General features: G+C 40.3%; 10 protein-coding genes. 1 reads left to right on the top strand and 9 read right to left on the bottom strand.

Going from position 1 to position 13,432, the window contains the following annotated elements:
* Positions 1–36: 36 nt before the first annotated feature.
* Genes R2S08_RS26400 through R2S08_RS26410 form a run of 3 tightly spaced genes read right to left on the bottom strand, consistent with a single transcriptional unit; the run spans position 37 to position 5,522 of the window.
* On the bottom strand, positions 37–726 hold the full coding sequence (locus R2S08_RS26400) for an RraA family protein (protein ID WP_316837932.1): 690 nt from the start codon (positions 724–726) through the stop codon (positions 37–39).
* Positions 727–766: 40 nt separating this feature from the next.
* The gene (locus tag R2S08_RS26405; protein WP_316837933.1) at positions 767–2,449 is read right to left on the bottom strand and encodes a RagB/SusD family nutrient uptake outer membrane protein; all 1,683 of its coding nucleotides are present in this window, start codon (positions 2,447–2,449) and stop codon (positions 767–769) included.
* Between the two features lie 4 nt (positions 2,450–2,453).
* Positions 2,454–5,522 (bottom strand): TonB-dependent receptor, encoded by a 3,069-nt coding sequence (locus R2S08_RS26410; protein ID WP_316837934.1) that lies wholly within the window; start codon positions 5,520–5,522, stop codon positions 2,454–2,456.
* Between the two features lie 150 nt (positions 5,523–5,672).
* On the opposite strand from R2S08_RS26410, the gene R2S08_RS26415 reads away from it, so the two are divergent.
* Positions 5,673–6,539, top strand: a complete 867-nt coding sequence (locus tag R2S08_RS26415; RefSeq protein ID WP_316837935.1) for an AraC family transcriptional regulator — start codon at positions 5,673–5,675, stop codon at positions 6,537–6,539.
* On the opposite strand, the gene R2S08_RS26420 is transcribed toward R2S08_RS26415, so the two are convergent.
* The 6 genes from R2S08_RS26420 to R2S08_RS26445 form a co-directional block, all read right to left on the bottom strand.
* Positions 6,536–9,013 carry a mechanosensitive ion channel domain-containing protein gene (locus R2S08_RS26420; protein WP_316837936.1) on the bottom strand — a complete coding sequence of 826 codons (2,478 nt, stop codon included), beginning with the start codon at positions 9,011–9,013 and terminating at the stop codon, positions 6,536–6,538. The genes R2S08_RS26415 and R2S08_RS26420 overlap by 4 nt on opposite strands.
* Before the next feature lie 133 nt (positions 9,014–9,146).
* Positions 9,147–10,538 carry a cell envelope integrity protein CreD gene (gene creD / locus R2S08_RS26425; RefSeq protein WP_316837937.1) on the bottom strand — a complete coding sequence of 464 codons (1,392 nt, stop codon included), beginning with the start codon at positions 10,536–10,538 and terminating at the stop codon, positions 9,147–9,149.
* A gap of 56 nt (positions 10,539–10,594) precedes the next feature.
* A complete protein-coding gene (locus R2S08_RS26430; protein WP_307866637.1) occupies positions 10,595–10,897 on the bottom strand; it encodes a winged helix-turn-helix domain-containing protein in 303 nt (100 codons plus the stop codon).
* Positions 10,894–11,514 (bottom strand): hypothetical protein, encoded by a 621-nt coding sequence (locus tag R2S08_RS26435; RefSeq protein WP_316837938.1) that lies wholly within the window; start codon positions 11,512–11,514, stop codon positions 10,894–10,896. Before R2S08_RS26435 ends, R2S08_RS26430 begins: the two co-directional genes overlap by 4 nt.
* Positions 11,515–11,720: 206 nt before the next feature.
* Positions 11,721–12,545, bottom strand: a complete 825-nt coding sequence (locus R2S08_RS26440) for a formylglycine-generating enzyme family protein (protein WP_316837939.1) — start codon at positions 12,543–12,545, stop codon at positions 11,721–11,723.
* On the bottom strand, positions 12,532–13,287 hold the full coding sequence (locus tag R2S08_RS26445; protein WP_316837940.1) for a hypothetical protein: 756 nt from the start codon (positions 13,285–13,287) through the stop codon (positions 12,532–12,534). Before R2S08_RS26445 ends, R2S08_RS26440 begins: the two co-directional genes overlap by 14 nt.
* Between the last annotated feature and the right edge of the window lie 145 nt (positions 13,288–13,432).

Genomic DNA, 13,432 nt, shown 5'->3' on the forward strand with positions numbered 1-13,432 from the left:
TATTTATAAATGATAAATTTAGTTTTATAATTCCAATTACATGATTCCATAGATCTCAAATGCCTCTTTTGCGGCCATACCCTCCTTGATCTTTTGAAAGACAACTTTTTCTCCTCTTGCTTTTTCAAAAGCTAACCTGAATATCTCTTCTGAAGCCTCCTTTGGCACAATGCATACGCCATCTCTGTCTCCAATGACATAATCACCTGAGTTGATGATAACGCCATTCATTTCTATAGGGGTTCTGAAATCGATCACTTTGCCTCTTGGCGCCTGATCTTTTGCATAACTACCGTAAGAAAAAGTTGGGAAATTCATTTCCAATATTCCGTTCGTATCTCTTGAATAGCCATTGACCACTGCTCCGACAGCGCCCAGCTGGGTTGCTCTCACACTCATCAGTTCTCCCCATAAGGCATAAGAAGGCGATGCTCCGGTACAGATATATACTTCATTTCTTTTCAAATCATCCAAAGCTTCCAGCATTAAACCAAAAGGTTTTCGCAGAACCGGATTATGGCCAGCTTCTGAAGACTCTATAACGTCGGCCTCCAATACCGGCATCGCGATTCCAACAACCGTCATATCTGCTCGCAATGGTTGTATTTGAGGAGGTAAAAACTGGTTCAGCAGGCCCAGTTTATCCATGATATCACCTATAACGGCAGTAAACAGTTCTTTCTTTACTAAAGCAATTAGTTCGTCTTCATTTGTAATTTTTCCCATAGATCGTGATGGTGTATTTATATTTATTTTGTGTGTTTATTTAATAACCTTTTGCTGCTTGCGGAGCTTTTAAATTTGTATTTCTATCTAAAGCGGATTGCGGATAAGGCATTAACACAAATTTAGGCTGCCAATGACGTTCCTGAACGATGACATTGGCGATATCTTTAGGCGTTTTCATTACATTGGCTGCAATGTTCCAACGTCTGATATCAAAAAACCGCTGTCCTTCACCTGCCAACTCTATTCTACGCTCATTATGGATAACTTCTCTAAGTTTTTCTTTAGTATTGTTAACGGTTCGGTTGATTAGTGGCATGCCTGCACGGTCTCTTATATCATCTAAGGCAGCAAAAATAGTTGCATCCGGGCCGCTTACCTCGTTTTTAGCTTCGGCATAAGCAAGAAGTATTTCTGCATATCTGATGATGCTGTAATCCTGTGGGGCATCAAATTCTAAACCACTTGCCAACGAAGCTGGATCCAGATATTTTTTAAAATTGTAACCAGTTGAACTTTCACTGCCTGCCACTCCGGCCCAGGTAAATACATAGCCATCTTTGTATTCGTTCCAGGTTGCTCCAGGAAACAATATACTTGCATACAGACGGGTATCCCGGTTTTTAAATTCATTAATGTAGTTAGCTGAAGGTGTTTTTTTAATGTTAAAATCAGTTGCCCTTTGCTCGGGTGTTGGCGGTGTAAATGCCGTACCGTCACTCTTCCAGTAAGCATCAACCAAACCTTGAATAGGTGTAATGGAACTCCAGCCCCCCATATTTGCTGTCGCAAATAAAATCCTCAATCCGTTGCCAAAAGGTGCATAACTTTGGTTTTCCTGAATATTCTGTGATACAAGGATGGTTTCTTTATTACCGTCATTGGCTGCCCAGAATTGTTGTTGATAACTGGCCAGGCCTTTATAGAATTTTTGCTTGGCGGCATCATCGGTAAAAGTTACTAATGTACTATAATCATCCTTGGTGTCGTTAGCGGTTAATGCTGCTTTTCTGAAGAGCTGATAACCTGCTGCCATTACTTTTTGGGCACTTGCCGCTGCGTCGTCATATTTGCCATATTCTAATTGAATACGGGTTAAGATCGCCCAGGCAGCACCGTTGGTAATGCGGCCAATTTGGTTTGGAGCACCACCGGAATAACTGGCCGGTAGATCTGTCTCAACGGCTTTAATTTCATCAATTGCAAATTGGATTACTTCAGCAGCAGGTGATGGTGCTACAGCGGTTTCCTCAGGGTCTGTGTAAGATTTTTTTAACAAAGGTACTGCTCCAAAATAATGCGCCAGTTCGTAATAGGTAAAAGCCCTTAGAACTCTGGCTTCGGCAATAAAGCGTTTCCTTAATGTTTCATCCATAGTTGCCTTACCTACATTATCTAAAAAATAATTATAGCGGCGTATAAAAACATAGCGGCTGTTATATCCGGCATCTAAGGTAGCATCAATACTACCTGCAGAGACAAGCGTGGCATTATTCTCCCAGGGATATTGACAATACGCATTATCGGCGGCGCCATCATCATATGCATAATTAAAGGCATTAGCTAAATATCCGTAACAACCGTTTAGCGCCAGTTGTACATCATTTTGCGTTTTCCAAAAACTACCTGCAGATAGTTTATCCTGCGGCACAAAATCTACCGACTTTTTACAACCGCCTAAAATGATCAAGGCGAGAAGCGATGTGTATATAAATTTTTTCATAACCTTATAATGTTAAATTCAGACCAACAGAAAATGTTTTTAAAGATGGATAAGCCGACCTTTGTGAAGGTGCTTCCGGATCAAAGTCTTTTAATCTTTTATCCCCACGGATAGTAAACGGATTATTGCTTGATGCATAAACTCTTAAGCCTTTAATTTTTGCCCTGTCCAATATACTTTTAGGAATAGTATAACCTAGAGTAATCGCTTTTACCCTAAAGTATGAAGCATCGAACAGCCAAAAGCTGGACATGCCAAAATTTTGGGTATCGTTGGTTACTCTTGGATAGGCCGCATTTGGATTCGGATTATCGGCAGTCCATCTACCCAATACATAGTTTTTAACACCCGCGCCGTTAAAAAATGCCTGCGAAGCTTCTTCCTCTAAATAAACTTTCACATTACTTACCCCTTGGGTTAATACGCTTAAATCGAAACCTTTATAATTGGCAGACAGATTTAAGCCATAAGTAAAATAAGGTACATCATTACCATTAATGATTCTGTCGTTGCCATCTATTACACCATTACCGTCCTGATCTTTGTATCTGATATCACCAGGTTTTGGGTTATTGGCTTGTTTAGCATGGCTATCAATATCGGCCTGATTAACAAATAAACCTTCGGCTTGCCACATATAGAATGAACCGACCGGTTGACCAATGCGGTTAATGTAGTAACCATCTGGGGCTGTTTCGTTTGCGCCTCCCAAATCGGTTACCTTATTCCAGATTTTACTTACATTACCACCTACAGAATAGCCAAAATCATTTATTTTTCCGTTGTAGTTTAACGAGAGTTCAAATCCGTTGTTTTTTACTGTACCTAAATTTACAGATGGCTGTTCACCACTAGCCAAACCGGCTTCAGCCGGAATATTTGGATCAGGCAATAAAATATCTTTGGTAATGCGGCTAAATACATCTAACTGCAAAGTAAGCGATTTAAATAAAGTTGCATCTAGACCGGCATTATAAGTGGTGAGTTTTTCCCAGCTTAATAATGGATTGGCCAATTTAGCAGGAGTTACACCATCTTGTTTTGATTGGTCTAAAATTACGGTAGTACCTGTACTTAAGCCATCATAAAAATCATAATCGCCTACGTTGTTGATGTTACCTAATTTACCAGCAGATAAACGTAATTTTAATTCGTTAACCGCAGTAAAATCTTTCATAAAATCTTCTTGCGATATGCGCCAGGCTACCGATGCAGATGGATACCATGCCGCACGATGGCCCGGTGCAAATTTAGAGGAGGCATCGTTTCTGGCACTTGCTTCAAGCAAATATTTATCAGCATAAGCATAATTTACACGGGCAAAAACAGATGCCAGTGCACTTTCGCCTACGCCGGCTACATTATCACCTAAATCGCTAAATGCTGTTGTATTTGCTGGAAGGGTAGAACCGGCATTAATCGCATTTAAATCGTTATTTGGAAAACCCTTACGCACCACCCTGATGGTTCTCTTTTGTGCTTTTTCGTAAGAAGCACCAGCCAAAACCTTAAAGTAATTCTTGTCTATATTTTTTTCGTAACTGGCTGTTGCCTGAGACAATAAATTCGAAGTACTTTGCCAGGCTTCTGTTAACTGATTGGTTGTTACAGCTGTACTACCTAAAGGTTTTTTGGTAATAAATCCTGTAATAGGGTCTATTGTGTTTATAAAAGAACTGTTGAAATAATTATAGGCATTATAAGAAAACAACCCGGATATATCCAAACCTTTAACTGGTGTGTAAGTTCCATTTAAATTACCAATAAAACGATTGGTATTATAATTGGTCCTACCACCGTCTTGTAATAAACGTAGTGGGTTTTGTCCAGCTATGGTTGCATTTTCTTTGCCTGCCGTTACACTGCCCCAGTCACCATTACTTTGTTTGGCTACGGATAGCGGGATAGATCTTCCCAGACCGGTAAAACCTATTTCTAAATTATCGTTGCTATAGCCATCTCTGATAAATGACAAGTTACTCCCGATTTTAAATTTATCGCTGATTTGGGTTTCGGTATTGGCTCTTAAGGAGTAGCGTTTTAAATCTTTACCCGGAATTAGAGAATTTTGGTCAAAAAATGCACCACTTAAGTAATATTTCGTTTTTTCGCCTCCTGACACACTTACCTGATGTTCCATCATTGGTGCGCTTTTGCGTAAAATTAACGAGTACCAATCGGTATTGGGATAAAGATCCGGATTAGACTGGCTTTTTATCGCGTCTAAGGTTTGAGCATCATAAAGTGGTGTTCTGCCCAGATTGGTTTCCGCTTCGTTACGTAAAATGGCATAATTATATGCGTTGGTATAATCTGGCAGATATGTTGCCGATTGCCTGCCGTAGTAAGCATTATAACTAATCGTTGGGCTGCCATTTCCTCTTTTTGTGGTGACCAAAATTACGCCATTTGCTGCTCTTGCACCATATATGGATGATGCAGAAGCATCCTTTAATACAGAAATGGCCGCCACATCATTAGGATTGATACGGGCAAAATCATTTTGGGTAACGATCACACCATCAACCACAAACAAAGGGGCCGATGTCCCTAAATTTGCACGTCCCCTTATATTAATACTACCTAAGTCATTGCCTAGATCGCCAGGAGACGATTTGATGGCCACACCTGGCACAGTACCCTGTAAAGCATTGGTTAAAGAAGTTACCGGTCTGTTGATGATCGTTTTGGTATTTACCGTGTTAACGGCACCAGATAAGTTAACTTTTTTCTGGGTACCATAAGCAACTACAACGACCTCGTTGAGTTCTCTTTTTTCTTCAGTGAGCTGAACATCCAGGTGTGTTTTATTTCCAACCGGAACTTCCAGAGGGGTGTAACTGATATAGTTGAAAATCAATACCGGGGACTTTTCTGCGCCCAGATCCAGGACAAAGGTCCCATTGGCATTAGACTGTGCCTTAATCGTGGTACCTTTTAGCACCACGGTTACTCCTGGTAATGGAGTATGTGTTGCTGCATCACGTACCGTCCCCGTGATGTTTCTTACTTGTGCCTGAGCAAAACTACCGGTCAGAAAGACCGATAATAATAATAAACGTATACGAATCATAGTGTTGGGTTTTTGGTTTGAGTTAGTATGGTTAGTTATGGGGAATAAAGTTATATGATGGACCTTCCATTACCTCTACCTGCCTTGTCTGATACTGACACTATATTATCCAAAATTATAATTTATCAGATATTTTAAGCAAATTAGCGTATGCAACCACTTCTGATTGAAACAAAAACTGTTTTACAGCATTCCATATTTATAAAGGAGGTTCATGTTAAGAATCTTAATAATCCGTTGCACTTTCATAATGAATATGAAATGGTTCTGATCAATGCCAGTAGCGGAAGAAGAATCGTTGGAGATAGCATTGAGGATTTCAGCGCTGGAGATCTGGTATTAATGGGTCCTAATCTTCCTCATGTGATGTACAATGATAAAGAATATTATGACCCTGCAAGTGACCGGGAGGTGAAAGCTATTGTGACTTACTTTAGGCTGGATTGGCTAAATGAGGAATTTATTAACTCCAATGAAGTTACACGTTTCAATGAGTTACTTAAAGATATCAACCGGGGAATACGGGTGTATGGCAGGTCCCAGAAGCAGGTAGTCAGGCTGTTAAATAAATTGCTGCAAAGCACCGGGCTCAAAAGGATTATTAATTTATTACATATCCTGAACCTTTTATCTGAAACAAAGGAATACAAATGTCTGGCCAGTGTTGGCTACAGCAATCCACATAATCAAAAAGATGTTCAGCGGATCAACCGGGTATATAATTATATTATGAACAATTTTGCTGAAGAGATCACACTGAAAAATGCGTCGATGCTGGCTAACATGACCATATCTGCTTTTTGCAAGTATTTTAAAGCCCAGACCCAGAAAACTTTTACTCAATTTGTAAATGAAGTCAGGATAGGCTATGCATGTAAACTGCTGTGCAATGATAGCCTATCTATTTCGCAGGTTTGCTTTCAAAGTGGCTTTAATAATCTGACCAATTTTAACCGGAATTTTAAGCATTACACAAAAGTTTCACCTAGTGATTTTAAAAAGAACCTCAGTATTTAACGATCTTCTTCATCTTTATCTGGATGATGGAGATAAATATCCTGCTGAGGGAATGGAATTTCGATTCCTTTTGTTCTAAAGGCTGTTACAATTTTCATGATCAGATCGCTTTTTGTAGCATAAATATCTCCGATGTGCTTTGTCCAAAAATAAATTCTCAGATCTATTGAACTGTTGTTAAATTGTTCATATTGCACTATCGGGCCTGGATTCTTACTGATCCGTTGTTCATCGTTTAAAATTTCAGCCAGGATCTGCCTGCATTTTTCCAGGTCTGTATCATAAGCAACGCCAATTAATATGGATATCCTTTTGCGATTTCCGCCCAGTGACCAATTGACCAGATGGGCATTGAGCAAATCGCCGTTTGGCATCACCACATCGGCTCCATCCCAGGTAGAAATGATGCTGCTTCGAAAGCCTATGGATTTCATTTTTCCACCCTGACCGTCAACGTCTACAATATCACCTACATTTACGGGCTTTTCAAATGCAATGATCAGTCCGCTTACCAGGTTATTGACCAGGGTTTGGAGACCGAATCCAATACCCACACCCAACGCCCCTAAAACAATGGTTATCCGGTCAACCGGAATTCCCGCCGCTGCTACTGCTAAAAATAAGCCTATACTGAGTATAGAAATACGCACCAGCAAAAGCCAGCTGCCAATTCCTTCAACTCCAGATTTATCATCCTTCCCGGCGTGCAGATGTCTGTCTGAGGCAAAGAAAGAAACAATTTTGGAAATGACCACAGCAATACCCATAATCGTAATGAACAACAGCATATTGTTTATACTAAAAGAATAATTGCCGAGTGTGCGCTCTTCGCTGAAAAAATTCAAAAGAGGCTTAGACAGATAGTCAAATGCGGGAAAATTACGCCCGAATAACACAATCCAGCCGAAGATTAACACTAAATAAAATAATGCGGGGGCCTTTTTACCTACTTTTTCAAAATTAAGATAGAACAGTTTCTTGTCCTGGCCTGAGTATACATTAAAGGCCAGGAATAGTCCTTCATTAATCAGCCGTACCGTCCAAAGAAAAAGAATAGCGATAACGACATTCAGAAAACCACTGATAAATAATGTTTTTGCTAAATTATACCGACCGATCATGTTGGCCAGTGCAGAGATGAGCTCAAGTAAGGTCATAAAAGCAATTGACCATACAATCCACTTTTCTTTAAGCTCGTCCCTGTGTCCTCTTAATAGGATATTGACCCCTGCTATTGTTCCAAATATGGAAATGAAAAGCATAAACCATCGTTCGACTCTTGATGCCTGCAAAACCAGATTACCCAGCGCTGCAATTATAAAAAGTATCACCATCAATAACCAGACACGCATCCAGTACTTTCTAACAAAATCGTTAAAAATAATACTGAGGCAAATACAGGATATTGCCCAGAAGATAACGCTTAAGATAAAGGGCGGCGATAAGAAAACAAACTGAAACAGACTAATCACCAATAAGATGGCTGACAGCAGTGGATACCGGATCACCAACTGACCGTCAAAATCTGGTTTAAGCAGGCCGCCTTCAATATAAATGTTTTTAAGAGACCGCAGGTAAATAAATGAGATCAGTATAAGTAAAATCATTACGACCAGTTTACCCGTGTTATTTTCAGCATAAAAACTGAGCGTCAGAAATCCTTTCGTTTTAGAAAAATTGAGTATTTCACCAAAAGGACGGTAAAAACCTTCAGGATCCCATATATTACTAAATTCTCTTTTGAACGTTTGATTGGCCATATCTTTTTGATAGACCTCAATTTCTTCCAAGCTGCTCTGCAGATTAAAGACAGTAAGATTGACCTGGTTCAGTAAGGTCTGGATATTATTGCTTGCAAGTGTTAATGAAGTGTCTACGGGGCTGGTTTCATAGGCTATGACACGTATCTTTTGCAGATACTTCATGAGTGTGGTTGAATCCTTAGGGAATTTAAACAGAGAGGGAACACTCAGTAAGGAATCCAGTTGATACCGAAAATTGTTTAATTCCTGAAGATGCAGATCTAAACTTATTTTTCTGGCATTTGCCTTATTCAGTAACTGAGCCAATATTTTAGAGGTTGCAGTTAAATTGCGAAAAGTCTGTGCTGTTCCTTTATTGGTAAACACTCCATCACCAGCTATTGCAAAATCTTTCTCAATTTCCTGAAGAACGACTTTAGTACCCGGTGTATCCAGCTTACTCTTGAGGTAAATTTTTGCTTTCTGCATAGTCCGTTTCAGTTCATCAAATGTTTTGATCTGACTGATTGATGCTTTATCAGCATCAAAATCTTCTGCGCTTTTCTTTGAAGACCGTTTTGCAAAAGCTTGCATTTTCTCTACAAAATCCAGTTTTAAACTATCTTTCGCAATAGGCTTCCTTATCGTATCCGTTTTTTGGGCATGAAGGTTAATGCTGCAAAAAAGACATACGGAAAACAAAAGAAAGGGAAATACTTTTTTAAACAACATAGATTTACCAGGGATTAATATTCAATAATACGCAAAAATTGGCATTTAAATATCTTGCCTGGCCATAACCAACTGCCAGCAGCCCTTCGGCTGCCGGCAGTATCGGAGAGCAAACGATGTCTTTTAACCCATATTATTTCTTGTCCAGATTGACCCTTGCAGCTAAGTGCATCAGTACGCCTACAATGACAAACAGGCCGATACTTCCAAACAATAAAGCCAGGTCTTCCAGTTGGATGATCACATATACAAAACAATAGAAAGTGGCTATAATGGCGGCATAAACCGCCGCCGCTTTCTTGTTCCGAAGCAAGGACGCGATAAAGGTGCTGATCAATCCAATGGTGGCTACTGAGGCAATCAGATAGGCGATGTTAAAACCCATTTGTTCGCTGAAGGACAGGAGCAAAATATAGTAAATGGTCATAGCAGATCCGATAAGGGCATAGTGAAGTACATGTATGCTGCGCTTAATCAGCAATTCGGTAAACAGGAGTGAAATAAAAGTGAGGAGGATAATCAGTATAGCATATTTTGCGGTACGCATGGTTTTTTGATACTGATCTACAGGAAGTTTAAATTTTACGCCGAAAATTGCTGCGTTCTCATCTTTGGCTTGCAGACTGGTCTTCCCTCCAACCCATTGTTGCGGAAACGGACGGTTAAAATAGGTCATTTTCCAGTTGGCATCGAATGTTTCTCCCGCAATCTTACGTTCGTCAGGAAGATACCGGCCGGTAAAACTCGGCGCGTTCCAGTTCCCCGAGGCTTTGACATTGGTGGTTCTTCCCAAGTGCATAAAGTTCAGGTCTCCGCTTCCCCGGATATCGAGATCAAAATCAAAACTTACAGCGGTACTTTTGCTTAACGAAAGATCGGGACGGATCACGAGGTTATTTTCAAAAAGATTTTGTGCATCGTTACTTGCAGCTTCTGCACTGGCAAACACTTTAGACAGGTTATCAGGTTCTACATTGTAAGACTTGTTTTCCAGCTTAATGACCGGATTGTTCTTCAAACCTTTCAAATCACTTAAACCAATGACCACTTTAGCCTTGTCCCATAGAACTCTGCCAGGATCAATATCGGATTTTTGAAGTTCCAGGGCATCGAATTTACCTGTAGTGTGAATTTTAGCATCATATACTACCGCATCAAAAATGGCACGGTGAAGCTTCCGGGGCTGTACAGAAGCCCCGATGTTCAGGACTTCAGGAAGCAAATAGATATTGGTGATCAATTCCCTGTCTTCATATTTTCCGGCTGCATTTTTTTCTGAAACTGTAGTTTTATAAGGCAGTACCATAACAGGCCCCTGTATCAATTGACTACCAGACCATTTGTCTGCAATTTCGGCGCTAACTTCTTCTCCTCTTGCCTGCCTTTCGCGGATCAGATCCTGGATGAGGTTTGAGGGAATGAGCAATAAAAGTACAAGTATGCCAATAACGGCTGCTTTAACCATAAATGACTGCTTCAGCCATTCTCTAAAGGTTTGTTTTTCGGGTTGTTCTGTTGTATTCATCGTTATATTTCTATTTTAAAAGTACTTTGCATTACAAAGTATATGGATAAAAAAATTTAGAGTTTCTGTTGTTTAATTAAATTTTCAAGTGCCTGGAGATGTCTTTTGAAAGCATTCCTGCCTATTTCTGAAGCCAGGTACTGGGTATTGGGTTTTCTTCCTACAAAAGTTTTGTTCACCGTAATGTACTCTTCCTTTTCCAAAGCTTTTAAATGTGAAGCCAGGTTGCCATCTGTAACTTCAAGCAATTCCTTTAAGGAATTAAAATCATAGTGTTCATTAGCCACCAATACACTCATAATTTGGAGGCGTATGCGGTTCTCGAATGCTTTGTCGAAATGGATCAGCGGATTTTTCACCTGTCGTATTTAAAGTGCATAATGGAACCATATACAATATGCAGCACACCAAAGCCAATGGTCCAGAAAACCAAACCATAACCGGGTTGCAGCGCAGCAATTAAGCCCAAAGCAATTTCCATGATGCCCAGCCATTTTACATCTTTATAGGTATAATGACTTCCCGCAACCAAGGATAAACCATAAAAAATAAGCGAGGCAGGTGCAACAATTTCAACAAAGCCTCTGGACAAAAGTGCCAGAATAAACAAACCTCCGGTAACCAAAGGAAAAGCCATACTCACCAGTAATCTTTTACTGCCTGGGTTCCAGAACTCCTGTTTGTTCTTTCTCGCCTTTCTGATGGTTAAATAGACACCGGTACCAAGGGACAAAACGAGTACGGCCAAGGCCACTGCAATTAATTTCCAGGTGATATAAGCATCATTTACGTAATGCTCCCGGTAGGCTAAACTTTTGGAATTTCCATAAACGATCTTATATCCTATTGCCGATCCTGCCAATGCATACACACCTGCCATGACACCAGATAAACCGCTCAGTGAAATAAATTTAGCAGAACGCTCCATCAGGTTCCTGATGGACGACAATTCGGCATAGATGTCTTTTTCTTCCATTTGAAAGTACTTTGAGATACAAAGCAACATAGAAAAATCCAGACTTCCAAGTATTATATTATTTTTATCAAACCTCTATCTCAAAAAGGCTCAGTGTAATCGCATTATAGTGCGCGGGAAGCTGATCTGAATTCATGGGCTCAGTAATTCCTTTAAAGGTAAAACCGCAGCTCACATAATAGTCTATCAGGGACTGGTTAGCTTCTTCAGAGTTTAACCACCCGGAACCCCTGGTTGCTGAAGGAAGCGTGAGGGCTTACCCTCCCAATATCCAGGGAATTAAAGAAACCACAGGCATTTTTACTGCACCACCAGGAACCTCCTCTGGCATGGGCAAGTTTGCGGTCTTTGGGATCCGTCTTTAACCTACCTTCGCAAAATTCGAATACATTTCCATACATGTCATACAAACCATAGGCATTGGGTTTAAAACTACCTACGGGAGAAGTGTACAGATAGCCATCTGAAGCATCAGCAACTTTATGATTACGGCCATGCCAGATGTTGGCGTATTCGCCGATTTTTCCAACATCATTGCCCCAAAAATAAAGGGTGGAAGCACCGGCCCGGGAAGCGGCTTCCCATTCATCAAGGCTTGGCAGCCGGACTTTTGCCCAGGCACAATATGCAAGCGCATCACTATAGCTGATGCTGGTTACCGGATGCTTCATTTTATCCTCAATACCTCCGCGGCTCTTTCCATTGGGATATCTCCAGCAGGCTGTACTGTCCTGGAGCCATTTGAATTCATCCAGCCCCGGTTCAAAAACCATGGCATTTTTCAAACGTTCGGCGTCTGTGATATAATGTGTGGCTTCGACAAAAGCTTTAAACTGATGGTTGTTCAATTCGGTTGCTGCAATGGAAAACGTCTGGAGATGTACCTTTCGGAGCGGATTTAACTGATGTGTCTTTCCTCCCAGTGAATAGTCGCCTTGCCCGATTTTCACAAAAGTGGTATCCTGCTGCCCAATAGCCTGCTGCATCAGCAAACTAAAAAACCAAAACAGCAGTATTTTACTTCCGGCCATTGTAAAATGCCATTGCCCTGCTGATGATCAACTCCTCATTGGCCTTATTGTAATTGATAAAACTTTGTGCATCGCTTTTATCTCCGTACAGTTTTATAAAAGAGGTAGACATCATAAAGGGCTTATACTCGTTATTTTTCATCAACAGCATCAGAACGGTTAAAATGTCAAAATCTTTATGGTCCAGGTTATACTGTTCTATCAGAAAAGGAATGGTTTCTGTCGCATTCATTTCTACAAGGGCAGTTTTATAATTGAGCCCTACCCTTTTACTCCTGTTTACCGATTCTTTAATTAAGGATACCACGGCATCCTTTTGGCTTTTCAGGAAATTTGCTTGTCTTTCACTCCAGGACGATTCGTTAAAGGCATCGGGAAGTGTCCCAAATATTTTTTTGTCTTCATCTATGATTGGTGGAACAGCATCACAGTTTTGACTATAGCTTTCCGCATGGATCATGTGGTAGGTAAACTTTTCATTTAAAGACAGTGCCAGATAGGCTTTTTGATTCAAGGAAGATTTGGAATCATCCTCAGCGTCTTTGATCTGGGCAATCAGGGCTTTAATTTTTACCAGGCCATAAGGCGGAATGGTGTTTTTCAGGCGATATTCATGATAGGCCTGACTGGAGGGGCTGGCTTGTTTCCATGTTCCTTCCTCTTGCGCAAAAAGAGAGAAAGGCAGGAGCAAAAAGAGTAACAATATACTTAATATGCAGTATTTAACGGTTTGTATTTTCATTCTTATTTTAAATAGGCGTTTCAAATCTAATCAATTTAGAAGATTTATTTTTTCACCGGATATAATAAAAAAGAGATTCAAACGTCTTATATACTGAGAGCGTTAATTAGATGGCGGGGATGCAGTTTTCGGACAGCATCCCCGT

The sequence above is a fragment of the Pedobacter nutrimenti genome (assembly GCF_032678445.1).
GTDB lineage: Bacteria > Bacteroidota > Bacteroidia > Sphingobacteriales > Sphingobacteriaceae > Pedobacter > Pedobacter nutrimenti_A.

Coding starts and splice junctions, on each gene's coding strand:
- R2S08_RS26415 (WP_316837935.1), top strand. CDS start 5,673: ATGCAACCACTTCTGATTGAAACAAAAACTGTTTTACAGCATTCCATA.
- R2S08_RS26410 (WP_316837934.1), bottom strand. CDS start 5,522: ATGATTCGTATACGTTTATTATTATTATCGGTCTTTCTGACCGGTAGT.
- R2S08_RS26445 (WP_316837940.1), bottom strand. CDS start 13,287: ATGAAAATACAAACCGTTAAATACTGCATATTAAGTATATTGTTACTC.
- creD (WP_316837937.1), bottom strand. CDS start 10,538: ATGAATACAACAGAACAACCCGAAAAACAAACCTTTAGAGAATGGCTG.
- R2S08_RS26420 (WP_316837936.1), bottom strand. CDS start 9,013: ATGTTGTTTAAAAAAGTATTTCCCTTTCTTTTGTTTTCCGTATGTCTT.
- R2S08_RS26440 (WP_316837939.1), bottom strand. CDS start 12,545: ATGGCCGGAAGTAAAATACTGCTGTTTTGGTTTTTTAGTTTGCTGATG.
- R2S08_RS26405 (WP_316837933.1), bottom strand. CDS start 2,449: ATGAAAAAATTTATATACACATCGCTTCTCGCCTTGATCATTTTAGGC.
- R2S08_RS26400 (WP_316837932.1), bottom strand. CDS start 726: ATGGGAAAAATTACAAATGAAGACGAACTAATTGCTTTAGTAAAGAAA.
- R2S08_RS26435 (WP_316837938.1), bottom strand. CDS start 11,514: ATGGAAGAAAAAGACATCTATGCCGAATTGTCGTCCATCAGGAACCTG.